This is a genomic window from Cryobacterium algoritolerans (genome assembly GCF_004402785.1).
GTDB classification, from domain to species: Bacteria; Actinomycetota; Actinomycetes; order Actinomycetales; family Microbacteriaceae; genus Cryobacterium; species Cryobacterium algoritolerans.
This window is the reverse complement of the sequence record NZ_SOFP01000070.1, coordinates 1-25,983: the sequence shown is the minus strand read 5'-3', so window position 1 is coordinate 25,983 and position 25,983 is coordinate 1. Positions and strand designations below refer to the sequence as shown.

The 25,983-nt window shown below is 68.9% G+C and carries 21 protein-coding genes and 2 pseudogenes; 5 read left to right on the top strand and 18 right to left on the bottom strand.

What is annotated here, in order from left to right; genetic code table 11:
- Nucleotides 1-9: 9 nt before the first annotated feature.
- Both E3O19_RS14135 and E3O19_RS14130 read right to left on the bottom strand, forming a co-directional pair.
- Nucleotides 10-966: a carbohydrate ABC transporter permease gene (locus E3O19_RS14135; protein WP_134568605.1), complete on the bottom strand. Its 957-nt coding sequence runs from the start codon at nt 964-966 to the stop codon at nt 10-12.
- Nucleotides 963-2,999 carry a beta-galactosidase gene (locus E3O19_RS14130; RefSeq protein WP_134568603.1) on the bottom strand — a complete coding sequence of 679 codons (2,037 nt, stop codon included), beginning with the start codon at nt 2,997-2,999 and terminating at the stop codon, nt 963-965. Before E3O19_RS14130 ends, E3O19_RS14135 begins: the two co-directional genes overlap by 4 nt.
- 165 nt (nt 3,000-3,164) lie before the next feature.
- Between E3O19_RS14130 and E3O19_RS14125 the strand changes: the two genes are divergently transcribed.
- The 3 genes from E3O19_RS14125 (at nt 3,165) to E3O19_RS14115 (ending at nt 5,421) form a co-directional block, all read left to right on the top strand.
- Complete coding sequence (locus E3O19_RS14125; protein ID WP_134568601.1) at nt 3,165-4,187, top strand: LacI family DNA-binding transcriptional regulator; 1,023 nt, start codon at nt 3,165-3,167, stop codon at nt 4,185-4,187.
- A gap of 75 nt (nt 4,188-4,262) precedes the next feature.
- A complete protein-coding gene (locus E3O19_RS14120) occupies nt 4,263-4,538 on the top strand; it encodes an acylphosphatase (RefSeq protein ID WP_174776943.1) in 276 nt (91 codons plus the stop codon).
- A gap of 88 nt (nt 4,539-4,626) precedes the next feature.
- Nucleotides 4,627-5,421 carry a Pr6Pr family membrane protein gene (locus tag E3O19_RS14115; RefSeq protein ID WP_134568599.1) on the top strand — a complete coding sequence of 265 codons (795 nt, stop codon included), beginning with the start codon at nt 4,627-4,629 and terminating at the stop codon, nt 5,419-5,421.
- Here the strand turns inward: E3O19_RS14115 and E3O19_RS14110 are convergent.
- From E3O19_RS14110 to E3O19_RS14075, 8 genes are all read right to left on the bottom strand, one after another.
- A complete protein-coding gene (locus E3O19_RS14110) occupies nt 5,408-5,671 on the bottom strand; it encodes a hypothetical protein (RefSeq protein ID WP_134568597.1) in 264 nt (87 codons plus the stop codon). The genes E3O19_RS14115 and E3O19_RS14110 overlap by 14 nt on opposite strands.
- Nucleotides 5,672-5,990: 319 nt before the next feature.
- Entirely contained in the window at nt 5,991-7,412 is a 1,422-nt protein-coding gene (locus E3O19_RS14105) for a flavin monoamine oxidase family protein (protein WP_134568595.1), read from the bottom strand.
- A gap of 173 nt (nt 7,413-7,585) precedes the next feature.
- The gene (locus E3O19_RS14100; protein WP_241981384.1) at nt 7,586-9,202 is read right to left on the bottom strand and encodes a DUF7059 domain-containing protein; all 1,617 of its coding nucleotides are present in this window, start codon (nt 9,200-9,202) and stop codon (nt 7,586-7,588) included.
- Nucleotides 9,203-9,237: 35 nt separating this feature from the next.
- Nucleotides 9,238-10,182, bottom strand: a complete 945-nt coding sequence (locus E3O19_RS14095; protein WP_241981383.1) for an SDR family oxidoreductase — start codon at nt 10,180-10,182, stop codon at nt 9,238-9,240.
- A gap of 201 nt (nt 10,183-10,383) precedes the next feature.
- Nucleotides 10,384-11,298: a carbohydrate ABC transporter permease gene (locus E3O19_RS14090; protein ID WP_134568591.1), complete on the bottom strand. Its 915-nt coding sequence runs from the start codon at nt 11,296-11,298 to the stop codon at nt 10,384-10,386.
- Nucleotides 11,295-12,452 carry a carbohydrate ABC transporter permease gene (locus E3O19_RS14085; RefSeq protein WP_241981385.1) on the bottom strand — a complete coding sequence of 386 codons (1,158 nt, stop codon included), beginning with the start codon at nt 12,450-12,452 and terminating at the stop codon, nt 11,295-11,297. Before E3O19_RS14085 ends, E3O19_RS14090 begins: the two co-directional genes overlap by 4 nt.
- A 117-nt stretch (nt 12,453-12,569) precedes the next feature.
- On the bottom strand, nt 12,570-13,814 hold the full coding sequence (locus E3O19_RS14080) for a sugar ABC transporter substrate-binding protein (protein WP_134568589.1): 1,245 nt from the start codon (nt 13,812-13,814) through the stop codon (nt 12,570-12,572).
- Nucleotides 13,811-14,938, bottom strand: a complete 1,128-nt coding sequence (locus tag E3O19_RS14075) for a LacI family DNA-binding transcriptional regulator (protein ID WP_134568587.1) — start codon at nt 14,936-14,938, stop codon at nt 13,811-13,813. The genes E3O19_RS14080 and E3O19_RS14075 overlap by 4 nt, the downstream gene beginning before the upstream one ends.
- Before the next feature lie 170 nt (nt 14,939-15,108).
- On the opposite strand from E3O19_RS14075, the gene E3O19_RS14070 reads away from it, so the two are divergent.
- On the top strand, nt 15,109-17,175 hold the full coding sequence (locus E3O19_RS14070) for a glycogen debranching N-terminal domain-containing protein (RefSeq protein ID WP_134568585.1): 2,067 nt from the start codon (nt 15,109-15,111) through the stop codon (nt 17,173-17,175).
- Nucleotides 17,176-17,204: 29 nt separating this feature from the next.
- Here E3O19_RS14070 and E3O19_RS14065 read toward each other — a convergent pair whose 3' ends face one another.
- The 4 genes from E3O19_RS14065 to E3O19_RS14050 form a co-directional block, all read right to left on the bottom strand.
- Nucleotides 17,205-18,338: an FAD-dependent oxidoreductase gene (locus tag E3O19_RS14065; protein ID WP_134568583.1), complete on the bottom strand. Its 1,134-nt coding sequence runs from the start codon at nt 18,336-18,338 to the stop codon at nt 17,205-17,207.
- The gene (locus tag E3O19_RS14060; protein ID WP_134568581.1) at nt 18,331-19,047 is read right to left on the bottom strand and encodes a class I SAM-dependent methyltransferase; all 717 of its coding nucleotides are present in this window, start codon (nt 19,045-19,047) and stop codon (nt 18,331-18,333) included. Before E3O19_RS14060 ends, E3O19_RS14065 begins: the two co-directional genes overlap by 8 nt.
- Before the next feature lie 6 nt (nt 19,048-19,053).
- Nucleotides 19,054-20,313: a type III polyketide synthase gene (locus E3O19_RS14055; RefSeq protein ID WP_241981382.1), complete on the bottom strand. Its 1,260-nt coding sequence runs from the start codon at nt 20,311-20,313 to the stop codon at nt 19,054-19,056.
- An 89-nt stretch (nt 20,314-20,402) separates the two neighbouring features.
- Nucleotides 20,403-21,257, bottom strand: a complete 855-nt coding sequence (locus E3O19_RS14050; RefSeq protein ID WP_134568579.1) for a phosphatase PAP2 family protein — start codon at nt 21,255-21,257, stop codon at nt 20,403-20,405.
- A 428-nt stretch (nt 21,258-21,685) separates the two neighbouring features.
- Between E3O19_RS14050 and E3O19_RS14045 the strand changes: the two genes are divergently transcribed.
- The gene (locus tag E3O19_RS14045; protein ID WP_198413922.1) at nt 21,686-22,624 is read left to right on the top strand and encodes a phosphodiesterase; all 939 of its coding nucleotides are present in this window, start codon (nt 21,686-21,688) and stop codon (nt 22,622-22,624) included.
- Here E3O19_RS14045 and E3O19_RS14040 read toward each other — a convergent pair.
- The 4 genes and pseudogenes from E3O19_RS14040 to E3O19_RS17860 all read right to left on the bottom strand — a co-directional run.
- A complete protein-coding gene (locus E3O19_RS14040; RefSeq protein WP_241981381.1) occupies nt 22,554-24,431 on the bottom strand; it encodes a stealth family protein in 1,878 nt (625 codons plus the stop codon). The two genes, E3O19_RS14045 and E3O19_RS14040, sit on opposite strands and share 71 nt — an antisense overlap.
- A gap of 185 nt (nt 24,432-24,616) precedes the next feature.
- A pseudogene (locus E3O19_RS14035) lies at nt 24,617-25,078 on the bottom strand (DUF1761 domain-containing protein).
- A 94-nt stretch (nt 25,079-25,172) separates the two neighbouring features.
- Nucleotides 25,173-25,325, bottom strand: a complete 153-nt coding sequence (locus tag E3O19_RS14030) for a DUF488 domain-containing protein (RefSeq protein ID WP_134568577.1) — start codon at nt 25,323-25,325, stop codon at nt 25,173-25,175.
- Nucleotides 25,322-25,983, bottom strand: a pseudogene (locus E3O19_RS17860) (hypothetical protein); the annotation flags it as partial. The pseudogene E3O19_RS17860 and the gene E3O19_RS14030, both read right to left, overlap by 4 nt.

The window sequence follows — 25,983 nt, the reverse complement described above, 5'->3', positions numbered from 1 at the left end:
TCATGGTGCTCACTGGGCTTCCTTCCGCTGGGTGAACTTCAGGAATGTGAAGGAGAGGATGAACGTGGCCAGGGCCAGCACGACGGAGAACGCGGCGGCCAGGTTGAAGTTCGGGATGGAGGAGGTCGAATAGACCGTGAGGTTCGGGGTGAACGTGCTGGTCACCGCCGAGCTGAAGCTGCGGAACACCTGCGGTTCGGCGAGCAGCTGCAGGGTGCCGATGATCGAGAAGATCGCGGTGAGCACGATCGCCGGCATGATCAGGGGAATCTTCACCGACCATGCGATCCGCAATTGGCCCGCCCCGTCGAGACGGGCGGCCTCGTACAGTTCGGTGGGGATGGCGAGCAGCGCGGAGTAGATGATGAGCATGTTGTAGCCCACGTAGACCCAGGTAACGACGTTGGCGATCGACCACAATACGAGGTCGGCCGAGAGGAAGTTGATGTTCTCCGTGACGGCGCTGAACGGCGACAGATTGGGCGAGTAGAGGTATCCCCACATGATTGCCGCGATGACGCCCGGAACCGCGTACGGCACGAAGAAGGCGAGACGGAAGAAGCGCTTACCGCGCAGCAGCGGCGAATCAAGCAGCAGCGCGAACAGCAGCGCCAGGCCGAGCATGATCGGAACCTGCACGACGCCGAACATGAGCACCCGGCCGATCGACTGCCAGAACGGCCCGTTCTGGAAAACCAGGAAGTACTGGGTGAAGCCGCCGAACACCTCCGTGGCGGCGCCGAAGGTGCCCTCACGCTTGATCACCAGTAGCGATTCGTAGATCGCGTAGCCGATCGGCACGAGGTAGAACAATCCGAACAGGATACCGAACGGGAGCACGAAGGCGAGGATCGCCCCGGTGTGGTGCACCCGCACCTTCGGCGCTCGCGACCTCCTGGCCCTGGACTTCGATGGCCGGGCGGCACCGCCCCGAGCATCCGTTAGCGAAGCGGCGGGTGCGCTCATGATGCGGTGTCCTCTCTGATGACGCGAACGGCGCCGGCCGGAACGCGCACGACGCGGCCGACCGGTTCACCGGTGATGAGTTCGTGGCCGGTCGCCGGCAGGGTGAGTTCCATGCCGCCGTGGTTGATGATGAACAGGTAGCTGGCGGTGGCGCTTGCCCGGCGAACGACCTCGACCGAGCCGTCGCTCTCCGGGCCGATCGCGGTGACCCTGGCCTGCTGCGCGATTGTGCGCATCAGGTCACGCAACGCCCCGGCCTCGAGCGCAGTCGCGAGATACCAGGCGGTGCCGGCGGCGTGCGCATTGCGGGTAACGGCCGGGATGCCCGGTAGCGGGCCGTTCAGGTAGCTGGCGATCACCTCGGCCCCGGCCGGGCGGAGGAGTTCGGTCCACAGGCTCGCAGCGGCACCCGTGTCAAGGGCAACCTGCCGGCCGGGCGCGAGCGGGAAGAATTCCTCGACGGTGATGCCGAGCAGGTCACGGAATGCTCCGGGGTAACCGCCCGTGCGCACCCTGTCGTCCTCGTCGACGATGCCGCTGAAGAAGGTGACGACGGCGTGCCCGCCGGCTGCGACGTAGCCGGTGAGGTTGGCGGCCTGCTCGTCGGTGACCAGGTAGAGGGCAGGGGCGACGACGAGGCGGTACCCGGAGAGGTCCGCGTCAGGGGAGACGACGTCGACCGTGATCCCCAGTTCGTGCAGGGCCCGGTAGAGGGCAAGCACCTGGTCGAGGTAGCGCACCTCCTGCGACGGGCGAGATTCCCCATCGGCGGCCCACTGCGCCTGCCAGCTGAAGATGATCGCGGCATCTGCCACCACCGCGGAGCCGGCGAGTTCGCCCAGCCGGTCGATGGCGGCGCCCAGGTCGACCACGTCGCGCCAGAGTGCGCTGTCGGTGCCGGCGTGCGGCATCAACGCGGAGTGAAACTTCTCCGAGCCCTGCAGGGAGGCTCGCCACTGGAAGTAGCAGACCGCGTCGGCGCCGCGGGCGACGTGGGTGAGGGAGTTGCGGGCCATCTCCCCCGGCGTCTTGGCCAGGTTCACCGGCTGCCAGTTGACCGCCCCGGTGGAGTGCTCCATCAGCAGCCAGGGTGCACCGCCGGAGAGACCGCGGGTGAGGTCGGCGGCGAAGGCGAGCTCAGTGAGGGGATCGGCCAGCCGGTTGTCCAGGTAGTGGTCGTTGGCGACCACGTCGACGCCCGGCGCCCAGGACCAGTAGTCGAGGTTCTTGATGTGCGCGGCGACCATGAAATTGGTGGTCACCGGAACGGAGCTGTGCCGGCGGAGAACCGCGGTCTCCCGGCGGTAGTAGTCGAGCAGTTCGTCCGAGCTGAACCGGTGGAAGTCAAGTGCCTGGCCTGGGTTGCGGCTGGACAGCGTGAGCCGCGGGGTGAGGATCTCGTTCCACTGGCCGTATCGCTGGCTCCAGAAGGAGGTCCCCCAGGCTGCGTTCAGTGCGTCGATGGTACCGTATCGGGCCTGCAGCCAGGCGCGGAAGGCCGCCGCTGTGTCGTCGCAGTAGCAGAGCGCGTTGTGGCAGCCGAGCTCGTTGGACACGTGCCAGAGCGCGATCGCCGGATGACTGCCGTAGCGTTCGGCGACCTTTTCGACCAGGGCGATCGCTCGTTCGCGGAACACCGCGGAGCTTGGGCACCAGGCCTGGCGGCCTCCGGGGTAGCGGGTGGTGCCGTCCTCCGCCATCGGAAGGATCTCGGGGTGCAGCGTGGTCAGCCACGGCGGCGGTGACGAGGTTCCGGTGCCGAGGTTGACCCGGATTCCGCCGGAGTGCAGCAGGTCGATGATCGCGTCGAGGGCGGTGAAGTCGTACTCCCCCGGCCTTGGTTCGAGCTGGGCCCAGCCGAAGATGTTGATGGCGACCAGGTTCACGCCGGCCTCCTGCATGAGAGCGACGTCCTCCACCCAGACCTCCGGGCTCCACTGCTCCGGGTTGTAGTCGCAGCCGAAGGCGATGCCGTTGTGGGAGAACGGGGTGGCCGGGACAGCGCGCTCGTCGGTTGCTGCTCGCGAGTTCATGTGCTCCCTGACCGTGTTTCCGTTGAGTGCGGTGACGACTCTGTGAACGTGCACAGTTCGGGGAACGCGGACCCTTCCTTGAGGTTCTGTGAACGTACACAGACTAAGGAAGGTTGCGTGCCCGTGTCAAGCCCATTCCGGAAAATCGGGGGCTACAGTTATCAAATGGTGACCGTTCCAGCTCGACGCAAGCGTGCGACCATCCACGACGTCGCCGTGGAGGCCGGGGTGTCCCGCGGCACCGTGAGCCGGGTCGTCAACGACGAACCCTACGTCTCTGCGCAGGCCCGTACCGCCATCGAGGCCGCGATCGAAAAGGTCGGCTATGTACCGAACAACGCCGCCCGCAACCTGGTCATGCAGCGCTCACAGGCGGTGGGGTTCGTCGTGCACGAGCCGCACTCCCTGTTCCTGGACGATCCGAACATCGGCGGCATCCTGCTCGGCGCCAACACCGTGCTCTCCCGCGCGGATTACCAGATGGTCAGCCTCGTCATCGACTCCCAGCGCGACACCGACCGCGTGGCCCGCTACCTGAGCGGGGGGTTCGTCGATGGGGTCATCATCGTCTCCGCCCGCCACGAGGACCCGATGATCAGGGTCGTGGAGAAATTGGCGCTGCCGGCCGCCTTCGTCGGCCACCCGCCCGACCTGCGCCGGCTCCCCTTCGTGGGCATCGACAACCGCCGTTCGGCGCGCTTGATCACCGAACGGTTGATGCAGACCGGTCGAGAGCGAATCGGCATGATCGCGGCGGCGCTCGACCGCGACTCCGGCGCCGACCGCCTGGCCGGCTTCACGGATGCCCTCGGCTCCCGCTTCGACCCCAACCTCGTCGCACGCGTTCCGCTCTACACCTACTCCGATGGGGCAGAGGGCATGCGGGCGCTGCTGGCCCGCGAGCCCGACCTCGACGGCGTGTTCGCGGCCTCCGACGCCGTGGCGGCCGGAGCGCTCGAGGCCCTGCGCGACGCGGGTCGAAGCGTGCCTGGCGACATCGGCGTCGTCGGGTTCGACGACAGCTCCTGGGCGCTCCGCACCCAGCCGCATCTGTCCACGGTGCACCAGCCGGCCTTCGGGCTCGGCGCGGCGGCGGCCGAGTGCGTGCTCGGCCAACTGCGCGGCGAGGACCAGCCGGCCGACGGAATCCTACTGGAGACCCCCATCGTCTGGCGGGACTCCGCCTGACCCGGGGGTTCGCTGCCGCTCCGGGCCGATCCGGGGGGACCATTAAATTCTCTGAACCATGAGAGAGTCTGGGTCATGAAACGGATACGCACCCTCGCCGTCGTCCGCGGCGTAGTGCAGGCCGTGGGGTTCCGGTGCTACACACAGGCCGAGGCAGGCCGACTCGGCCTGGCCGGCTTCGTGCGCAACCGCCGCGACGGCGCCGTCGAGGTGGAGGCGGAAGGGGACCCTGCTGCCGTGTCGGCCATGCTGGCCTGGCTCGCCCGCGGTCCGTCATCGGCGGTGGTCGAGTCCGTCGAGACGTCCGAGTTGGAACCGCTGGGCGAGACCGTGTTCCGAATCGACTTCTGAGCCCGAGAACTCCGCTCGGCGCATCCGAACCCGTTCCACCCCCGGCCGGGGTCAGGAGTCATCCGGGATGCTGGCGTAGCGTGGAGGCATGTGCGCGCGAGCATCCGAACCCGCTCGGACGAGGACCACGGCGCGCGGAATCCTGTCAGCGCCGCGGCTGCTCGTCGCGCTAGCAGGGCGGGCACCGGGGGAACCCTCCGGGTTCAGCCTGGCCACCGCCGGGGCCCGCACCAGAGCCCGGTTCAGCGTGCGCCGGGCCTATGGCGTCGGGCGGGTGGTGCTGGCGGTGGTCGGCGTCGTCGCCCTGCTCGGCTACTTCGACTACGTCCTCGGCTTCGCCGCCTTCGCGGTCTACAACTACTTCAGCTATTTCACTGTGCTCAGCGGCATGGCAGCGGTCATCGCGTTCGTCGCCGGCGCCATCATCGCCTTCACCCGGGCGGTCGACCCGGCCTGGCTGGACTGGTTCCGGCTGCTGATCACGACCTACATCATCGTGTCCGGGATCGTCTTCCTGACCATCGTCATCCAGTCCTCATCGCGGGACTACACGATCGAGGTACCCTGGTCCAGCCAGCTGCTGCACTTCTGGATCCCCAGCATCGCCCTGCTCGACTGGCTGACCGATGCCGGAAAGACTCGCCTGCCCTGGAAGACCACGGCCTGGGTGATGCTCGTGCCCGGCATCTGGGGTGCGTTCACCCTCGTCCGTGGCGCGCTCGTCGGCTGGTATCCCTACTTCTTCCTCGACCCGGCCCAGGTCAGCGGACCGCTCGAGACCCTGCTCTACAGCCTGGTCGCGGTGGTGCTGTTCACCGGGATCGCGGCCGTGCTCACGGCCATGTCACGGCGGCCGCGGCGACGCACCCCTAGACCGGAATGAAGGTGTATTCGCTGGTGAGGTGCTCATTACGGCAGGCACCGCAGTAGAGCACGCCAGAGTGGCGCATCGCGTGCACCCGCGGGGAGCACTGTACGACCTTGGGTCCGCAGCAGGGCGAGATCACCATGTAGGCGCCGGGGGCGGTGGGCGAATGCCCGCTCAGGCCGCGCACGTGGTGCGTCCCTTCGCAGGGCAGGGCGGTGTCGAAATCAAGAAGGAAGACGGAGTCGAGATTAAGCAGGGTATCCATGAGGCACGTTCAATCAAACGGTCAAACCGGGGGAAATGCGGCCGCGGGTGAGGACGGTGCACCCGGGCGGCGACCGCGCCGGATGGCCGAAGGAAGACCCGGCGGCGGAGCCCGGGTGAGGACCCGGCGGATTCCATCGGCAGTTCCGATCGGGCAACGGCTGGCCCTCTGGGCTAGCACCACGATGGACTGCACCTGCATGAAAGCGCTCCTCCAAAGAGGAGCTTTTCTCAACGACTGGACGTTGCACGAATATTACACCACGTCGCTTGGAATAGCGCGGGGTTGTTTTTGCCCGCCCGGTCAGGGTCGGTTTCGGCTATTTCGGGGTCGGCGCCGCCGCCAGGAAGGGCTCCAGGCTGCCCAGGGCGGCAGCGAGGAACTCATCGTCGTCGACCTCGGCGAGGCGAAGGGCGCTCTCCGCCGCCACCAGCCCCATCAGCACGGGCTCGCCGGTAAGCGGCACCATGTTGATCCAGACCTTGAAGTCGCCGTCGCCGCCGACCGTTGTCCACAGCGGCGCCTCGGTGTCCCAGAACGGCTGGTCGAACTGCAGCCAGACCTTGTCCAGCGTGCCGACGCCGAGCGCGGCGATCGCGCCGCGGTGGGCGAACGGGAGGGGCGGGACGAACTCCATCACCTTGGTCTTCAGTACGCCGAGTGGAATCGTGACGATGACCCGGTCGGCGGTGAGTGATTCGCCGTTGCCCAGGCGCAGGCTGACGCCCTGGTCCGAGTAGGCCAGGCGGGTGACCACGCTGGAGTCGAGCAGGTCGATGCCGTCGGCGGCATCCTTCACCAGGTTCGAGAATCCGCCGAGAACGATTCGGTCGTCGTCGGCGCCCGGATCGGTCGTGGTGTACCAGGCGGACTGCAGGTCGACGGATGCGCCGCCATTCAGGTCGAGGACGGCGGCGATCTCGTGGTCGAGCCAGTCGGTGTCGGAGATGCCGGTGTCGGCATCCGTGGTCGACAGCTTCGACGCGCCCGAATCGGCGAGGGCCTTCGCGATGGACACGTCGGCGGGCTGTTCAACCGCCCAGGCGAGGGCGGCCGCAACGGCCTTGGGCCCGGTGTCGGGAACGGGGACGACCAGGCCGGCGGGGTTGCGGGTCTCCACGGTGCGCCCGAACGGCGCCGTGGCGACGCCGAGGCGGATCAGTTCCTCGTCGAGGGAGGTCTGCCCGCTGTGGCGCACGAAGGAGGGCCCGAGCTCGATCGGGAACGGCCATTTCTTGTCGCTGACCGTGTTGATCCGGCCACCGATCCGGTCACGGGCCTCGACCACGACCAGGTCGAAGCCGGCGTCCTGCAGCATGCGCGCCGCGGACAGTCCGGCGATGCCGGCGCCGATCACGGCGATCCGCTCACCGGCCGTTGCCGCGGCGACCACCTCACGGGCGGCGCGCAGACCGGATTCACGGGCACCCTGGACGGTGCCGGGGAAGTCGGGCGAGGTGGCCTCCCCGGCGAAGAAGAGGCGGTCCTGCACCGGCTGGCTGAGTGAGTCCCGCTGCTCGGGGGTTGCCCCGACGGCGGGGAAGCTGAAGGAGCCGCGGGCGAACGGGTCGGTCGACCAGGAGGTGCGTCGCATCATCGCCGGCTTCGGCACGAGCGAGGCGGTCGGTGAGGGCTTCGGCGTGACGGAGTTCGACGGCGTGGGGCGGGGCGGGACGCAGGCGGTGAGCGTGAGCACGGACAGCCCGGAGACCGAGCCGATCAGGAAGGTTCGACGTTTCATTGCGGTGACAATGCCAGGGATGACACGGACGCTCTCCTCTCCGATCCTGCCGGTGTGGTTGCTCCCAAACTACCGCAGCCTCCTGCCGATGCGCCGACCGGACGTCGCCGCGGCATCCGTGTGGGCGGAGCCGAGCCCGCGCGCCCGGCTCGGGTGGGCGTCCGGCGGGCGGTTCAAGCGGGCGGAAGCAGGAAGCCGTCGTCGATCAGGCCGCGCACGCCGGGCAGGAGTTCGGTGGCGAGTTCGCCCTCATCGGCGTCGAGCAGCTGCGCGAGCGCGGACACGATCGAGCCGACGTCGAGGTCGCCGTCACAGGCGCCGACGAGGGCGGCGAGCGCCGTGTCCAGCGGCACGGAGCGGCCGAATCCGCCGCCCTGGTGCAGGGTCATCAGCGTCGGATCCTCCTGGCCGGGCCAGTAGTGCCGCTCCTCGGTGACATCGGATGCCACGGTGAGCCGCATCCGGGAGAGGAGGCCGTCATCCGCCGCCGTCTGCCGGTCGTGCGCGGCCAGGCAACCTGCCAGGTGACTGCCGATGCCGGCCGGATTGTGGCCGAGCGCGCCGGGGAGCCGCTCGAGCCGTCGGAGGGCGGTGCCGTCGGCGGCGGGACTGCGCAGAAGCATGTAGCCGAAGCCGACCCGACTGACGCCGCGCGCCTCGAAGTCGTCCAGCCAGGCGCCGTAGAGTCGGTCGAAGTCGGCGGTGCCCGGCCGCGTGCCGCCGTCGCGGATCCAGGTCTCGGCGTAGAGCGCGGGAGACTGCACCTCGCGTTCGATGATCCAGGCGTCGAGGACGGGCCTGGGATGCGGCCCGGCGCCGGGCTCCGCCTTCGGGGCGTCGAGCCAGAGGTCGAGGCGGTCGAAGGCATCCTGGTCGGTCCGGTATTCCCAGTTGCCGAGCAGCTGGGCGACGCCGCCGGGCCTGAGGTGCCCGGCCGCGCCGCGCACGACCGCCTCGACGAGGGCATCGCCGACCAGGCCGCCGTCGCGGTACTCATAACTCGGAACACCCTCGGTGCGCGGGGTGATCACGAACGGCGGGTTGGAGATGATGTGGTCGAAGCGCTCCCCTGCGACCGGTTCGAACAGGCTGCCGAGCCGGAATTCAATGTTTCCGATGCCGTTCAGCTGCGCGTTGAGCGCGGCCAGTTCCAGGGCGCGCACCGAGATATCGGTTGCGACGACGTGGTCGGAATGGCGGGCGGCATGCATGGCCTGAATTCCGCAGCCCGTGCCGAGGTCGAGCGCGGTCTGGACGCGGGTCGGGATCAGCAGCCCGCTCAGGGTGAGGGATGCCCCGCCGACGCCGAGCACGTGCGTCTCGCCGAGCGGTCGGCCGAGCGCGAGCTCGCCGAGATCGGAGGCGATCCACCAGCTGCCGGCACCATGCTCGTCGACGAAGCTGTACGGTCGCAGTTCGAGCAGCGGCCGCAGCGGCGAGTCGGCGTCGGCCGAGCCTGGCTTCTCGGTCGCGCCGGGCGCCGCGGCCGCATTGCCGCCGGCTACCAGCCCGAGGGCTACCGCACCCGCGACACTGAGCGAGGGCAGGGCTGCCGCGAGATCGGCGTGCGTAACCGGCAGGCCGAGCACGAAGAGCCAGGCCAGGGTCGCAGACGGTTCGGCCCGCCCGATCTTGGTGCGGAGAGCCGTAAGCGCCCGCAGGGCCGGAACCCGCTGGTTTCGGCGGAGAGCGGCATCCGCTTCGCTCCCCCACAGGCCGGTCAGCGCCGAAACGGAGTAATGGGCGGCGCCGAGGTCGGCTCGAAGCTGGTCAACGAGTGCAGAAGTCACTGAACTATTCAACTGCACCCGGAGCCACCCCGGGCTCAGCCCCTTCCCGGCCGGCACGCTCCGCCGGCCTGGCGGCGCTCCTCGGCGATGCTGTTGCCGCCGTCGACGACGATCGTCTGGCCGGTCACGTAGGAGGCGCCCGGCGAGGCGAGCCAGCTGATCACGGACGCCACCTCCACGGCCGTTCCGCTCCGCCCGGCCGGGACGAGTCCGCCTTCGATCGCCTCGCTCTCGAGCTGGGAACCCGTCTCAATCCAGCCGGGGGCGACGGCGTTGGCGGTGATGCCGCGAGCGGCTTCGTCAACGGCGAGGGCCCTGGTCAGCCCGACGAGCCCGGCCTTGGCCGCGGCGTAGGCCACGTCGCCCCGGGACGCCATCACCGGTCCGCTCACGCTCGACACCGTCACGATGCGGCCCCATCCCGCCGCGCGCATGAAGCCAACCACCGTGCGGGTGGCGTGGAACGCTGTCGAGAGATTGATGGCGAGCCCGCGGTCCCACTCGGTGGGACTCGTCGTGACGTCGCCGTGCAGCATTTCGGCGTCGTCGACCGCGACCATGCCGGCGTTGTTGACAAGGATCGTCGGGACAAGGCCCGCGGCGGCGAGCGCCTCGGCGAGCACCCGCGCGCCGATCTCGTCGTCGAGGGTGCAGACGATGCCGGATGCTGTGATCCCCAGTGCCGCGAGCTCCGCCGCGCGCTCGCGCACCCGGTCGGTTGTCGCGGTGAGCACCACCCGGGCACCGAGTTCGCCGAGCATCCGGGCCGCGGCGAATCCTATCCCGGTGGCGCTGCCGGCCCCGGTCACGAGCGCCGTGCGCCCGGTGAGGTCCCAGGCCGGCCGCATGGTCGGCGCGTCAGGGCGGTCGGCGACGTCAGGGCCGGCGACGTCAGGGCCGAGGGCGTCAGGGCCAGGGGCGTCAGGGCCAGGGGCGTCAGGGCCGGCGACGTCAGGGCCGAGGGCGTCGGGGCGAGTCATGGCGTCACCCTAGCGGAGCATCCGTCGGATGCCTCGCCGACCCTCCGGCCTCACGCGCCGACAACTGCTCCCGCCGCCGGCGCGTGGCTGACTCAGGTGATTCGGTGCCGTGCCGGAAAACCACCCCGGAATTCCGCGGCGGCCCGGCAAACCGGCCGCAAATTTCCTGAGTTAGCCACACTGCAGCGGCCGGCGCCGGCGTTAGCCCTTCTCGGAGCCTTCGGTGGTGTTGGTGAGCCGCTTCTGGAAGACGAAGAACATGATCGCGATCGGGATGGTCATCAACACGGCGGCCGCCATCTTGAGCGGAAACTCGTTGCCCGAGCCGAGCTGGCCCGAGAACAGCGAGGCGATACCCGTCGTGAGGGTGTTCGTCTCCGGGCTCTGCCTGGACACGATGAAGTGTCCGAACTCGTTCCAGGAGCCCTGGAAGCTCAGGATGAACAGTGTCACCAGGGCCGGCCTGGCCATCGGCAGCACGATGGTCCAGAAGGTGCGGAAGACGCCGGCACCGTCGAGGCGGGCCGCTTCCTCTACCCCGTTGGGGATCGATTCGAAGAACTGCTTCATGATGAAGATCCCGGCCGCGTCGACGAGCAGGGGCACGATCATGCCCGCGTAGCTGTCGTACATGCCGAACTGCTTGAGGATGAGGAAACGCGGGATCAGCAGCACGACCCCGGGGACGGCCATCACCGCCACGAGGGAGGCGAAGACGAGTCCGCGGCCGCGGAACCGCAGCCGGCTCAGCGCGTAGCCGGCGAGGGAGTCGAAGAACACCCGTCCAAGGGTGATCGTGATGGTCACGAAGATCGTGTTCATGGTCCACAGCGGCAGCGGGACATCCGTGAAAAGCCGCTGGAACGAGGCGAACGACCAGATCTGCGGGATCAGCCGGAGCGGGTCGTTGGTGGCCTCGTCGTCGGTCTTGAACGCCGAGGACAGCGTGATCAGGAACGGGTAGATGTAGACGAGGGCGAGCGCGCCGAGCATGAGGTAGCTGAGACCCGCACCGGTGCGGAGCCGCCAGCCGAGCGACCGCTTGCGCGGCGTGGCGGCGGGCGTCGGATCAGGGGCGACGGTTGCCGGGGCCTGCGGGGTGGTCACGGTGTTCATTTCTCTTCTCCGGCCCGGTTCGAGGAGGTGTTCCCCGTGGAGGAGGACGTCGAGGACCCCCGGTCCGCAGTGGCTGCCACGGTGGTCGCCACGACGACGACGGCGCGATCGGCGGCGATCGCCCCCGCCAGCGCCCGGCTCACCTTGCCCTTGTCTTTCCGATCCCGCAGCACATACCGCTGCAAGGCGGTGAGCAGGATGATGATCACGAAGAGGATGAACGAGATCGCGGCACCCTGACCCCAGTTGAGGTCTTTGAACGAGGTTTGGTAGGCCAGGTACGCGGGCGTCAGCAGGGTCTTGCCGGGCTTGCCGCCTCCGGTGAGGTAAATCTGGTCGAAGACCTGCCAGGTACCGATCAGCCCGAGCGTGAGCACGGTGAACAGGGTCGGCTTGAGCATCGGCAGGGTGACCGAGAAGAACTTGCGGAACGGGCCGGCGCCGTCCATCAGGGCCGCCTCGTCGACCTCGGCGCCGATCGCCTGCATGGCCGCGATGAAGAGCAGCATGAAGGTGCCCGAGGTGGTGAACACGGCCAGCAGGATGATCGCGCACATGGCCACGCTCGGCCCGCTCAGCCAGTCCCACCAGCTGACCCCGAGCATCCCGCCGCCCGTGAGCGCCCCCGGTGCGGAGGAGACCCCGAAGGAGGCGAGGATGATGTGCAGCACACCGCGCGGATCGGCGAACCAGACCGGGCCGCTCGCCCCGAAGAACCCGAGGATCTTGTTGACGGCGCCGGTCGCGCCGAAGAGGAACAGCCAAATCGCGGTGATCGCGATCGAGCTCGTCACCGAGGGGAAGTAGAAGGCGGTGCGGAAGAAGCCGCGGCCCCTGAGGATGCGCCGGTTCACCTGCACCGCGAGGAAGAGGGCGAGCGCGGTCTGCAGCGGGACGACGAGCACCACGTAGTAGAGGTTATTGCGGATGGACGTGCCGAAGTCCTTCTGGGCGAGTCCCGGGTCGGAGAGCACCGCCTCGAAGTTCTTCGAGCCGACGAAACTGACCTGCGGGTTCAACGGTGAGCCGAGCCCGCTCCAGTCGCTGACGCTCACCCAGACGGCGAGGAGCACCGGCACGACGAGGAAGATCCCGATGATGATGATCGGCGGCGAGATGAACAGCCAGCCGTACTTCGCTTCGCCGCGATGCAGGCTGGGCCGAGATTTACCGCGGCGACGATTCGGGGCAGCCCCTGCCCCACCGGATGCCGTGCCGGCATCCGTTGATGGATTGATGCTGCCCCGAATCGTACTCACGAGATGACCTGCCTACTTGTTCGCGGCGTCGAGGGCGGCCTGCAGGTTCGTCTGCAGGGTGCCGAGGATCGCCTTGGGATCGGCCGTGCTCAGACCCTGCAACTGGGAGTTGAAGTCGCCGATCACGGTCGATGCGCCGGCGAACGCGACCGGGCTGACCGCGTAGTCGTTGCTCTTGACGAAGGACTCATTCTGCGGGTACGTCGTGGAGTAGACCTTGGCGGCCGACTCGGTGGACGGGATGACCCCGAAGGCGTCGGAGAACTTCAGCTGCTGCTCGTCACTGGTGAGGAACTTCACCAGGCTTTCGGCGGCGGCTGTCGTCTTGGACTGGGCCGGGATACCCCAGCAGTTGCTGAAGGTGAAGGTCGACTGTCCACCGGGGCCGGCGGGAAGTTCAACGGCCTTGTACTTCAGGTTGAGGTAGTCCGTCTTGAGCCCGCTGATCCAGGGACCCTCGATGACCATCGCCGCCTTGCCCTTGCCGAGCGCCTCGCCGCTCCAGCCGGAGTCGAGGTCTGCCGGGAACTTGAGCACGCCGTCGGAGAGGAGCTTCTTCACCTCGGTGAGTCCGGCGAGGTTCTCGGCCGAGTCGGCCGTGACCTTCTTGCCGTCCTTGGAGAGCATCGATCCGCCGGCTTGGTTCATGAATGTGCCGATCCTGGCGTATTCGGCTCCGAAGGACAGCCCGGCAGTGTCGGCAGTGGTGAGCTTCTTGGCGACAGTCTCGAGGCCGGCCCAGTCGGTGGGGAGGTCCGCGTCGGTGAGCCCGGCGGCGCCCCACTTCTCGGTGTTGATGATCAGTCCGAGGGTGGAGAAGTCCTTGGGCTGGCAGTAGAACTTGTCCTTGTAGCTGAACGCGCTCGTCAGCGACGGGTAGAAGGCGTCCTTGTTCCCGGCCTTGTCGGCGTACGGCTCCAGGTACTGCTTGCTCGCGTAGGTCTGGAACTGGTCCCAGCCCATGTAGAACAGGTCTGGCGGGTTACCGCCGGCGAAGCCCTGGCCCAGCTGCTGGGTGAGGTCGTTGGCGGCGACGACCTTGGCGGTCGCCTTGTTGGCGGTGCCCCAGCTCTTGGCCGCGTCGGTCACGGCCTTCGTCTCGGCGTCGCCGCTCGAGCCGATCAGCACGGTGAGCTTCTGCCCGGAAACGTCGCCGCCGGCAGTGTCACTGCCACCGGACGAACAGGCGGCCAGGCTGGCCAACAGTCCGCCGGCCACCAGAACAGCACCCCAGCGTGCTCCTCGTCGTAGTTTCATTGTGATTCCTTTCCATTCCTGTGATTACCGACCGCATTCTTGGTTGCGGTGGGGATCGATACCGCGTCAGGGGCAAGCAGCCTCAACGGTTGCCGGATGACGAGGTGAGGTGTGATGAGCCGGTGACGGGTGTCCCCGGCGGCGGCGGCATCGCGGCGCACGAGGTCTCCCCCGGTCTCGCCGAGCAGCAGTTCGAGGGCGCCACGGGCGACCTCGTCGAGGGCCTGGTCGACGCTGGAGAGGCCGATCGCCTGGCCGACGGGGGAGTTGTCGAAGCCGATGATCGGTAGGTCGCTCCGGCCAACGGATGCCGCGGCGATCATGGCGCCGAGGGCCAGCGTGTCGCTCGCGCAGACCAGGCCGTCGATCCGCTCGTCACTCTCGAGGAGCGCGACCACAGCATCCCTGGCGTCTTCGAGGAGGTCCTCCACGCTCAGATTGAGGGCGGCGAGGTCGCCGTCGCCCGGGAACAGTCGCTCCTCGACCGCGGCCTGCCAACCGCGGCGACGATCGTCGCCGGTGCCGGAGAGACTCGGCCAGCCGACGAAGCCGATCCGGGAGGAGCCTGCGTCGATCAGGTGGAGGGTCGCCTCGCGCATCCCCGCGAATCCGTCCACGTCCACCCAGAGGTGTTTCGGGTTGTTCATGTCGTTCACGCCCCACGGCCGGCCGAAGGTGACGAAGGGAACGTCGTGCTCCACCAGCCACTCGGTACGCGGGTCACCGTGGAAGGTGGCGGTGAGAACGAAGGCGTCCACGTCGGCGCCGGCACGCAGCTTGCGGATCTGCTCGATTTCGGCGGCCGGGTCGGCGGCGGTGAAGAGCAGGATCCGGATGCCGCGGGCATCCGCCTGCTCGGTCAGGGCGTGCAGGAAACGGTCGAGCAACGCGCCGGAGATACCGTTGGTCATCGGGTCGAGCCGGATGGCGATCGTGGAGGATTTGCGCATCCGCAGCCGGCGAGCCGAGGCGTGCGGCCGGTAGGCCAACTTGCGAATGGCCACCTCGACTCGCTTGCGGGTCTCCGGCTTGACGATCGCCGGGGTGTTCAACACGTTGGACACGGTCTGCCTGGACACCTGGGCGGCGCGAGCGACATCTTCGATCGTCGGTAACCGGTCCACGGTGCCTCCTTGCGGTCTGTGGAGATTTGATCGTTCAAAAATTTGATCGTTCAAATCCTGAGTGCTACGTTACCTGAATACGCGAATCTGTCAACAATCAATCGCACATCGGGCCTCGAAATACAGCGCTATAGGGCTCACCGAATCAACGAGGAGTCGTGAACCCAACCATGTCCGAGACACCCCAGCACCCCCACCAGCCACTGCTCCATCACGAGTTGGTGGCGCTGTCCGCGCCCACCCAGGTCTGGTCCTCCCCCGACGGATCGATGGGCAGCCGTCCCCTGCACGGCATCTACCACTCCGACACCCGCATCGTGGGCGCCCTTACGCTGCTCGTGGGCGGCCAGGTCCCCGAGAACATCTCGCACAGCGTGACGGATGCCGCCACGCTCCGCTTCGTCTCCCTGCTGCGCCACCTCGACGGCCGCGGCGCAGACCCCCGGGTGCTCCTCAACCGGGTACGCCAGGTGCGGGACGGCCGGGTGACCGAGACGATCGAGCTCACCAGCGCCATCACCGACCCGATCGAAACGACCGTGACAATCGAGCTCGCGCCGTCGTTCGACATCATCCACGACGTCAAGGGTGGCGTGCACACACCCGACGTCGCGTTCGCTTCCGTGCTCGACGATGCCGGGGTGCACTACTCCTCCGGCGCGATCACGGCCTCGTTCACCTCCGCCGACGCCGACCTCGTCGTCGACACCGACGGGCTGACCATCGCGAGCTGGAGGGTCACGATCCCCGCCCACGGCAGCGTCAGCGTGAGCTGGGAACTGGCCATCGTCGACCCGTCGGCCGTCGTTCGCGGCGCGAGCGGGACATCCGACTGGGCCGGCGTCACGGCCAGAGCCGACGACTCCCGGCTCGGCGCCTGGGTCGACACCGCCCTCAAGGACCTCGCCGGGCTGCGGATGGTCACCCGCGACCAGCCGGACGACGTGTTCCTCGCTGCCGGGGCGCCGTGGTTCTTCACCCTCTTCGGCCGGGACTCGATCTGGGCCGCCCGGATGCTGCTGCCGCTCGGCACCGGCATCGCCGGATCGACCCTGCGCGTGCTCGCCGCCCTGCAGGGCACCGAGACGGTCGACGCGACCGCCGAACAGCCCGGCAAGATCATGCACGAGCTGCGCCCGGGAACCCTCGATATGCCCGGTGAGGACACCTCCCTACCGCCGCTCTACTACGGCACCGTCGACGCGACCGCGCTGTGGATCAACCTGCTGCACGATGCCTGGAAGTGGGGAATGCCCGACGCCGAGGTCGAGGCTCTGCTTCCCAACCTCGAAACCGCCCTGGTCTGGATGCGCTCCTATGGCGACAGCGACGGCGACGGCTTCCTCGAATACGTCGACTCGACCGGGCACGGCCTGGCCAACCAGGGCTGGAAGGACTCCGGCGATTCAATCCAATGGCGCGACGGTCGCCTGTCCGAAGGGCCGATCGCGCTCTGCGAGGTGCAGGCCTACGCCTACGAGGCTGCCCTCGGCGGCGCCGCGCTGCTCGACCACTTCGGCCGCTCCGGCGGCGCGGACTGGCGCGACTGGGCGGCCGCGTTGAAGACCCGTTTCAACGAGGCGTTCTGGATCGAGTCGCCCGACGGCGCCTACCCTGCGGTCGCCCTCGACGCGCACAAGCGGAAGGTCGACACGGTGACCAGCAACATCGGCCACCTGCTCGGCACCGGCATCCTCGACGAGGAAGGCTCGCGCCTGGTCGCGCAGCGCCTGGTCTCCCCCGAGCTGAGTTCCGGCTACGGCCTCCGCACGATGTCGACCGATTCCACCGGCTACTGGCCGTTGAGCTACCACGGCGGCTCAGTCTGGACCCATGACACCGCGATCGCGATCGCCGGCCTCGGCCGGGCCGGTTTCAGTGCGGAGGCAGCAACCCTGATCGAGGGGCTGCTGCGCACCGCGGAGGGCTTCGACTACCGGATGCCCGAACTCCACTCCGGCCACTCGACCGAGGAGACCGCCACCCCGATCCCGTACCCCGCGGCCTGCCGCCCGCAGGCCTGGTCGGCCGCGTCCGCTGTCGCCGTCCTTGGCACGATCCTGGGCCTCGAACCCGACGCGCAGGCCGACGAGCTCCGGGTCTCCCCCCTGCCGATCGCCGGGGCGCTCGATGTGCGCGGTCTCGTCTTCGGCGGCCACAGCTTCGAGCTCACAACGGATGCCTCCGGCGCGGTGACCCACAACACGCTGCCCGCGTCGGTATCCGTCGCCGAGTAACCCTCCGTCGGTCGGCCGGCTGGACCCGGTTAGAGCCAGCGCATGGTGAAAGCGCGGGCGAGGATCGCGCTCGCCGGCGGCACGGCGAGCGCTCGCACGAGACCGTTCCGGGCCCGCAGGCGCAGGCCCGCCGCCGGGCGGCCCATCGCCATGTTGAAGCCGGCCTGCCGCGCGGCCATCCGGGCGCTGCGCCGGCGGCGACGGTCGTAGTCGGCGAGAACGGCTGCCGCGGCAGCCGGTTCCCGAATCGCCCGTTCCAGCGCCGGCGCGAGCTGTAATGCGTCGAGCCAGCCGAGGTTCATCCCCTGCCCGCCGATCGGACTGATCTGGTGGGCGGCGTCGCCGACCAGCACGACCCGTCCTGCCACCAGCCGGCGGGCCAGGCGCTGCTGCACGGCGAAGGAGCTCGCAGCCGACTCGGTCGGGGGCAGGTCGATCCCGGTGCGGGTGCGCACGAGGGTCGCCAGGTCACCGCTGGTCGCGTCCGGCATCAGGGACGAGGTCATCGCCACCCAGCGGCGCCGACCACCGGGCAACGGGAACGACTCGACCACCCCGCCCCGCTCGAAGAACAGCACCGCCTCCGCGCCGTGCTCGCCGGTGTCGGCGTAGTCGCTCATCAGATAGGTTTCGCCGCCGGTGCGGGCGGCGCAGCGGATGCCGAGCAGGTCGCGCACCAGACTGCGGGCGCCGTCGGCCGCCACGACATAGCGGGCCTCGAGCATCTCGCCCTCATCGGCACCGGTGACGAGCTCGACCCGGTCGCCGCGGTCGCGCACCCCGGTCACGGTCACTCCGCCGCGGAACCCACCGGGCCGAAGCTCCGTGAACCGGGCCCGCAGCACCGCCTCTGTCACGTGCTGGGGCAGCGAGATGACGCGCTGGTAGCGGTCAGCGGTCTTGGCGAATCTCAGCCGGCCCAGGCGGCGCCCCTCGGAGCGCACCTCTCCGCCGCTGATGCGAACGGCGCCCTCGATGATCGCGTCCGCGACGCCGAGCTGCCGCAGCGCCCGAAGCGACGGCGGGTGGATGCCGATGGCCCTGGACCGCATCGACGGCTCGGTCCGCTGCTCGAGCACCTCGACGTCGAGGCCGCGCACGGCGAGCAGCCCGGCCAGCAGAATACCGACCGGTCCCCCGCCGACTACGATGACGTCACGCATCCGCGGCTCCGGCGCCCGGCGCCCAGCGCAGCACGAGGCGCGACGGCCGTTCCCTGGTCACCCGCCAGCCGGGCGGGACGACCGCGCGCAGCTCGGCCGCGGTGAAACTGCGCCGGATCGAGGTGAGCCCGTCGTCGCGGATGAACGACCGGCGGAAGAACGGCCAGGTGCCCAGGCCGAAGCCGAGGTAGGCCAGGCGGCCGCGTTCGATGTCGCCGTGCAGAACCCGGCCGGCGGCGAGCCGTTCAGAGTCGACGAGCAGGCCGCCGAGCTGCGCGGCAGACAGATGGTGCAGCACGTGGTTGGAGACGACGAAGTCGAAGCGCGCACCCTCGTCCACCAAGTCGGAGCTCAGCGCCCGCCGGAACGTGAGCCCCGGCAGCGGCGGCAGGCCGGTGGCGTAGGCGTGCGCCCGGCTATCAGGGTCGATCGCGGTCACGGTGAGGCGAAGCCCGTCGCGGGCCGCCCAGCGGGCGAGCGCCCTGGGCATGTCGCCCCCGCCCGAACCGATGTCAAGCAGGGTGACCTCCCTCGTGCGCGACAGCTCCGGGCGGATCTCACGCCGGTAGACCCCGCGCCAGCCCGACACGACCGCGTTGACGAACCGGAAGTTCGCGTAGGTGCGGTCGAGCCGCTCCGGGTCGCAGTCCGGATCGTCCATCAGCTCGACGGCCTCGTTCGCGCGAAGCCGCAGCGACGGGATGCCCACGACCGCCTAGCCGGCGCTGACGGTCATCAGCCCGGACTCAACGGTGAGACCGGGCCCGAACGCCATGGCACAGACCCGTTCGCCGTCGGCGGTGGCCGGGGCGTCGAGGATGGCCTTGAGGACGAACAGGATCGTGGCGCTGCTCATGTTTCCGTACTGGCGAAGGGTCTGCCGCGATGGCACGAGCTGCGCCTCGCTCAACCCCAGCTTCGCTTCGGTCTTGTCCAGGATGCTGCGCCCGCCCGGGTGGATGGCCCAGTGTGCGATCGCCGAGCTCAGTGTCGCAGCGGCGACCCCCGCCGGCGTCCCGGTCGGCACGCTGACCGGCGACTCCGCGGGCGCCGTCCCCAACCCGCCGACGGCTGCCCCCACGAGCTCACGTTCCGGCTCCGCTGCGGGCGGCGCCAGCGCAGCCACGAGTGAGAGGTCCCTGGCGAAGAGCGGCGCGAGGGCCGCTTCGATGTGCTCGTCGATGATGTGCGGAACATAGGTGCTCAGCACCATTTCGAAGCCCTCGTCGCCGATCTTCCACGCCATGTCGCCCTCGCCGACCGGGGTGATCACGGTCTCGAACAGGTCGAGGTCCAGGGCCAGCTCCCCCGGCAGGGGAGTCCGGGAGCTGACGATCCCGGCCGCCGCTCCGTCGGAGAACAGCGAGGACGCTACGATCGTGTCCGGGTCGTCAGAGGTGCGCAGGTGCAGCGAGCACAGCTCGGCGCTGACGACCAGTACGACCGCGTTCGGATCGGCCTCGACGAACTGCTTCGCCGTGCGCAACGCCGGCATCGACGCGTAGCAGCCCATGAACCCGAGGTGATAGCGCTGGGTGGCCGGGCTGAGTCCCAGCTCGCGCACGAGCATGTAGTCGGGCCCCGGGGCGTAGAAGCCGGTGCACGACACGGTGACGACGTGTGTGACGTCGGCGGCGTCGATGTCCGGGCAGGCTGCCAGCGCCCGGCGCCCGGCCTCGACGAACAGTTTGGTCGCCTCGACGATGTAGAGCTCGTTGCGCACCCTGGTACCCGGCATCAGCAGGCGCTGCGTGGCCGCGTCGAAGAACTGCGGGTCTGTGGTGTCCGAGTCGAGGGTGAGCTCGTCGATCACGGTGTGCCGGCGGTCGATTCCCGACAGGTTGAAGGATGCAGTCACCAGGCGCTGGGCCAGTCTGCTCAGTCCCGGCTGGGCGGCGAACACGTCGCGCACCTGCTCCTGCACGAGGATTGTCGGCGGAACCACGGTCTGCAGCGCTCTGAGAGTGACGGACATAGCCCCCAGTGTTACACGCAGTCCCGCACGGGCACACCCCCCACACGCCGTGACACCCCGGGGAGGCCGGCCCCGGCGCACCCCGCGGGTCAGGGAAGGCGGGAGAACAGCCGGGTTGCCGTGAGCGCCACGGTGAAACCGGCCGCGATGATCGCCGACACCCCGCCGACGTACGCGATCAGTGGCCCCGGCGTCGATCCGAACGCCCGGAAGTAAGTGACCAGGAACGCGGAGACGGCAACGACGAGCAATGGCACCAGGATCTTCAGCTGGATCCTGGCCCCGGCGGCCGGCGGAGCCTTCATGGTCGTCGCATCGTCGCCGCGCCACACGGTCAGGGCGACTCCACCGCCGCACCCCCACAGTGCGACGACGAGCAGGGCTGCTATCACGTCGCTCGGCCGGTGCCAGCCGTTCGCGAGGGTCGACACGCCCGCGACGACCGCGAAAGCGGTTCCCGCGAGGGCGCTCAGCCACCGTGTTCGCGGGCTGGAAACGAGGAAGACGGCGAGGGCGGATGCCGCGGCCACCGTTGTATGCCCGGAGGGGAACGAGTTGCCGGCATAGCCGTCAACCCCGAGGTCGGGTCGGGTGAGTAGCCAGCCCTTGAGCAGCTGCGTGGTGAGCACGGCGCCCAGTGCCGCGCCGACGGCGATGATCAGCGTGCGCATATTGCGTCGGACCGCGGTGAGGATGCCGGCCACCACCATGCCGGCCACCACCGAGACCACCGGCAGGGCGTCGAGCACCTGCTGGGTGAACGGGGTCACGCTGCGCCGACCGAACTCGGCTCCGTCAAACGCAAGCTGGTCCATCGTCTGGCCGGCGAGGCTGCGCACGGAGAACAGGTAGATCGCAATGAACACTGCGATCGAGCAGAGAGCTCCCACGAAATAGCGGAGGGGACTTGTCGTCGAGGTGGTGCGCACATTCCAGTTTCCCATGCCCAACCGCACAACCTCCTCACCCGGGCCCCGGCATCCGCACCGCGTTCGCGCACAGCGTGCCGACGGCTCTTGACTCGGCGACGCGCCGCCGACGCATCCAACGAGCGGATCGAGCCGTTAGAGCAGGACGAGATCGATAGGCCGAACCTGCCAGGGTCCTCTTCCGGCCTCACCCGCCCCTGAGCCGCTCCTCCACCGAGAGAGCCGACACGCCCGGGAATGAGCCTTGCTCAGCGCGAACGACGCCCCGACCTCTGCCGTCTCCTCAACGCAGAAAACTGTTGGGCTCAGGGGTTTTCCTTCGGGCCTCTTCCCTGCCGTTCGCGTGGCGTACACCGTATGTTCAAGAACTACTGATCGAATACAAGGAGTAGAGTCAGCGCACTCACCGAAGAGTGCTCCTAGTCCCAACGAATGGAAACTCCGTGAACATTCGCACGGCCCAATACCCCAGGCCGGACCATTTCCTGCTTCATCTCAGTGACACCCACCTGCTCGCGCACGGCGAACGCCTGTACGACCGGGTCGACAGCGCCGCGCATCTCGCTGGGCTCTTCGCCGAAGTCGAGGCCTCGACCGGGCGGCCGGAGGCCATCATCATCACCGGCGACCTGGCGGACAAGGGTGAGCCCGATGCCTACCGCACGTTGCGCTCTATCGTCGAGCCGGCCGCAGCCAGGCTCGGATCCCGAGTGATCTGGGTGATGGGTAACCACGACCAGCGGTCGGCGTTCCGCACAACCCTGCTCGGCGAGCCGGCGTCCACGGCACCGATCGACCACGTCGAGTTCATCGGCGGCTTGCGCGTGATCACCCTGGACACGTCGGTACCCGGCCACCACCACGGCGCCCTGAGCGACGCCCAGCTGGCCTGGCTGGGCCGTGAGCTCAGCGTGCCCGCGCCCGACGGTACCATCCTGGCGATGCACCACCCACCCGTCCCCAGCGTTCTCGACCTGGCCGTCTCGGTAGAGCTGCGCGGCCAGGCCGCCCTCGCCCGGGTGCTCCGAGGCACCGACGTGCGCAGCATCCTCGCCGGCCACCTGCACTATTCGTCGACGGCGATGTTCGCCGGCATTCCCGTGTCGGTCGCGTCGGCCACCTGCTACACCCAGGATCTCAATGTTCCGGTCGGCGGTACCCGCAGCCAGGACGGCGCGCGCACCTTCAACCTCGTCCACGTGTACGCGGACACCGTGCTGCACTCGGTGGTGCCGCTCGGCAGCTACCCCGTGCTGGAGTACATCGACGCCACGGAGAGCAGCAGACGACTGGCTGACTCCAGCATCGAGATCATGCCCGCGGGTACTCTGCCAGCGTTCCGTGAGCCACCGATGACCATGCCGATCCGGGTTCTGCGCTGACCAAGGACGTGCCCCCCGTGGACGTGCCGCTCAGGGAAGTGCCGCTCAGGGACGTGCCGCTCAGGGACGTGCCGCGACGGTCGTGCGACTGGCTCTCCCGCTCCCACGGCGCCACGATCGGGAAGTAGCGTTCCAGGAAGTCGGTCACAGCGGCGCGGCGCACCTCGTCGGAGATCTCGGGGAAGCTGCCGTCGTTGAGGCAGAACATGTCCTGGTCGCGGCGTTTGCGCAGCTTGTTCATCTGGCGCAGCGCCAGCTTCAGCGTGGTCTCGATGTAGAGCGAGCGCGCCTGGGTCTGCTCCACCGCGCGCCCGGTCATCAGCGCGTAGTAGTGGTACAGCGAGTTCGTGACCGAAATGTCGGTCGCCGAGCGGAACCGGCTGGCCGCGGTGCGGGCGAAGTCTTCGGGGAACTCGGCCTCGAGCTCCTGCAGCACGCTTTTACGCAGCGGCGCGGCCGTGTGCTCGAGGTGGCGGGTGGTGACCTTGCCGAACCGTTCGCGCAGCAGCGCCCGGTTGACCCTGGCCGCGTTCTCGAACCCGCTTCGGGTCGGGTCGTTGTCGCCGAGACCGATCCGGGTGGACGCTTCAACGAACTTGGTGATGCCGCCAGGTGAGAAGAAGAGTTCCGGGCCGACGGGACGGCCGAAGAACATGTCGTCATTGGAATAGAGGAAGTGCTCGGCCAGCCCGGGGATGTGGTGCAGCTGGCTTTCGACCGCGTGCGAGTTGTGCGTGGGCAGGGCGCTGGTATCAGGGAAGAAGTCCTCGCTGCGCATGATCGTCACGCGTGGGTGCTCGGCCAGCCACTCGGGCGCGGGCGAATCCGTGGCGATGAAGATGCGGCGCACCCAGGGCGCGAACATGTACACGCTGCGGAGCGCGTACTTGAGTTCGTCGATCTGGCGGAACCGGGCGTCGGAGTCGTCACCCTCGCCGACGACGTAGGCCTGCATCCGCTTGGCCCGTTCACGCTGGAAGTCGCTGGACGAACCGTCGACCCAGGAGAAGACCAGGTCAATGTCGAAGCTGATGTCGCTGGCCAGGTCGTCGAACATGTGCTGCAGGGTGCGACAGCTGCGCCCGAAGAGGTCGATTGTGGTCTCGCGGGCCTCGCCGCGGGGCATCCGGGTGCGCATGAGTGAATTCTCGACCGGCGCGACGATCTCGTCCTCACCGAAGTACCACAGCTCGAACTGGAACGCGGTCTCTGCGCCGTAACGGAGCCGCCCGATCGGCTCGATCCGGGGACGGTAGACCCGGAAGACGGATGACTTGCGCAACGTGGCCAGGGCGCCGTCGGCGAGCAGGAGTGGCTGGGTCAGGTCGCCGTCGAGCGGCTTCGCATAGAAGGGCTCGTTCGCGAAGGCGGCGGCGAGGATGCGGGTGAGCTGCTTGCGGCGCTTGCGGTCGACGGCGATGGTCGGGCGGTCATGGTCACCGCGCACGAGCAGGAAGTCGATTCCGGCCAGGTCGAGGGCGCTGGCGACGGCAAGCAGGTCTTTGACCATGGATTCGCGCGGGGTGAAATGGCCGTTGACCAAAGCGATCTCGCCCTTGCGTACGACGAGGTCTTCGCGGTCGAAGCGACGGGTGCGGGCATCGACGGCGCGGAGCACGAGCTCGGGCTCGTTGCTCAGCGAGAGGACCGGGATCGAGGCGGTGTCGGACCTGGCCCGGCTCCTGACGGCCGCGACGTCGAGGTTATCGATCGGCATTTCAGCCGAGGAGAGGCCGGTGGCGTCAGAATCGGTGCCGTGCCCGGTCGGGGCGTGCCGGTCGGCAGTGGGGCGATTGTAACCAGCCATGGTCCTCCTCTGGAATTGGGAACACTCGCCCGCCAGGTTCACCAGCGGGGAGAGTGCGTCCGGTTTGTCGCACGACTGCACACCTGTCCTGAAACCGAGTGCGAAGCAGCCGGCGGAACGCGATGGCGCTTCTCTCAGTGTACGTCGCGGGAACGCCGGGAAACGCGCGCGGCCACGACCCCGATTCAGGACCGTGGCCGGGCGCCACCGGAACGAAATTTGAGGGCGCTGATGCCGAACAGCCCGATGATCAGGGCCATCAGCAGCAGGGTGACCAGCTCGTGCACGATGTTCAGCACGGTGAGTCCCCAGGGGCGACGGTCGAAGGCGTCGTGGGTTGCCATCCGGGCCGCTGTGAAGCCGGCCCAGAGGATGACCGAGGTCATCAGGGAGTTGGCGAGGAGGCTGCCGCCCTAGAAGTTCTGGGCGATCGCGGCTGCCCCGGCGAGCACCCACGCGGTGATGAAGCTGACGATGACGGTGAGAATGAGCGGCGCCGCCGACCCGGTGCGCACGCTCTCCTCGTCGTGGCCGACAGCTTTCATCCAGTACGTGCCGAAGGCTCGTCGGGAGTACCAGATCGAACCGACGACCATGCTGGAGACGGTTGCGAGCAGCACCGCCCAAATGTTGATTCCGGGAACCATCCTGAATCCTTTCGGTCGGCTCCTCGGCTGGAGCGGTGGACACCTGTGCGGTTGGCTCGGTGTTATGGGGTCGGCTGCGCGCGGACCGGGAGGCTCACGGGGCCAGCCACGGCGTGTTCGCCTTGATCCATTCGCCGAGCTCCGCGCGCTCCTTGGCGACGCCCCGCGGCCAGAGCCGGTCCACCAGCACCCGGCTGCCGTCGGCGGCGGCCGGGTCGTCGTAGACGCGCTTGATCCGGATTGTCATGCGCCCACTGTCGTCCCTGGCGGCGATCCGGCCCCGCCCGGCGCCCCCGCCGGAAGTGCAGCCGGGTCGGTCACGGGCAGGCTGCAGACGAAGTCCCGGCACAGGTAGGCGGCGGTCATGCCGGCGCGGGCCGTGCGGTCCCGGAACACCTCGAAGCCGGCGTCGGCGAAGGCCTTCGCCTGGGCCTCGGTGACCGCGGCGACGAGACCGGTCGCCCGCAGCCGCGCGGCGCCGAGCAGCCCGCCGGGCCGCCGGACGAGGGCCGCGGGCGGCGAAGCGAGCTGGCCGGACCCGGCTTCTGGGCTCACGTCCGGCGAGACGACGATGAGTTGCTCGACCGGGGCCAGCAACGCCGCACTCAGCCGCAGGGCCGCACCGAACGCGAGCGGACGGGCCAGCATCTGCCCTCCCAGCAACGCCATCGCGGATTCGGCCGCGGCCAGGTAGCGCGGTTCCGCGGTGAGCAGGTGGAGCAACCAGGCCGCCCCGGCGATGGATGTCAGACCGGACGGGTACGCGCCCTCCGACGCGTCGACGGCGAGGTCCAGGCCCTGCGCGGCCAACACGGGATCGGCGCCGTTCGGCGCCCGGAACGCAGGCGCCGCGTGCGCCGGCCGGGGGTCCGGCCCGGTGCCGGGCGTCGCGCCGACGGGCGTCG

Bases quoted from the DNA above. Each gene is read 5' to 3' on its own strand.
- E3O19_RS14135 (WP_134568605.1), bottom strand. From the start codon at position 966: ATGAGCGCACCCGCCGCTTCGCTAACGGATGCTCGGGGCGGTGCCGCC.
- E3O19_RS14130 (WP_134568603.1), bottom strand. From the start codon at position 2,999: ATGAACTCGCGAGCAGCAACCGACGAGCGCGCTGTCCCGGCCACCCCG.
- E3O19_RS14125 (WP_134568601.1), top strand. From the start codon at position 3,165: ATGGTGACCGTTCCAGCTCGACGCAAGCGTGCGACCATCCACGACGTC.
- E3O19_RS14120 (WP_174776943.1), top strand. From the start codon at position 4,263: ATGAAACGGATACGCACCCTCGCCGTCGTCCGCGGCGTAGTGCAGGCC.
- E3O19_RS14115 (WP_134568599.1), top strand. From the start codon at position 4,627: ATGTGCGCGCGAGCATCCGAACCCGCTCGGACGAGGACCACGGCGCGC.
- E3O19_RS14110 (WP_134568597.1), bottom strand. From the start codon at position 5,671: ATGGATACCCTGCTTAATCTCGACTCCGTCTTCCTTCTTGATTTCGAC.
- E3O19_RS14105 (WP_134568595.1), bottom strand. From the start codon at position 7,412: ATGAAACGTCGAACCTTCCTGATCGGCTCGGTCTCCGGGCTGTCCGTG.
- E3O19_RS14095 (WP_241981383.1), bottom strand. From the start codon at position 10,182: ATGACTCGCCCCGACGCCCTCGGCCCTGACGTCGCCGGCCCTGACGCC.
- E3O19_RS14090 (WP_134568591.1), bottom strand. From the start codon at position 11,298: ATGAACACCGTGACCACCCCGCAGGCCCCGGCAACCGTCGCCCCTGAT.
- E3O19_RS14080 (WP_134568589.1), bottom strand. From the start codon at position 13,814: ATGAAACTACGACGAGGAGCACGCTGGGGTGCTGTTCTGGTGGCCGGC.
- E3O19_RS14070 (WP_134568585.1), top strand. From the start codon at position 15,109: ATGTCCGAGACACCCCAGCACCCCCACCAGCCACTGCTCCATCACGAG.
- E3O19_RS14065 (WP_134568583.1), bottom strand. From the start codon at position 18,338: ATGCGTGACGTCATCGTAGTCGGCGGGGGACCGGTCGGTATTCTGCTG.
- E3O19_RS14055 (WP_241981382.1), bottom strand. From the start codon at position 20,313: ATGTCCGTCACTCTCAGAGCGCTGCAGACCGTGGTTCCGCCGACAATC.
- E3O19_RS14050 (WP_134568579.1), bottom strand. From the start codon at position 21,257: ATGGGAAACTGGAATGTGCGCACCACCTCGACGACAAGTCCCCTCCGC.
- E3O19_RS14040 (WP_241981381.1), bottom strand. From the start codon at position 24,431: ATGGCTGGTTACAATCGCCCCACTGCCGACCGGCACGCCCCGACCGGG.
- E3O19_RS14030 (WP_134568577.1), bottom strand. From the start codon at position 25,325: ATGACAATCCGGATCAAGCGCGTCTACGACGACCCGGCCGCCGCCGAC.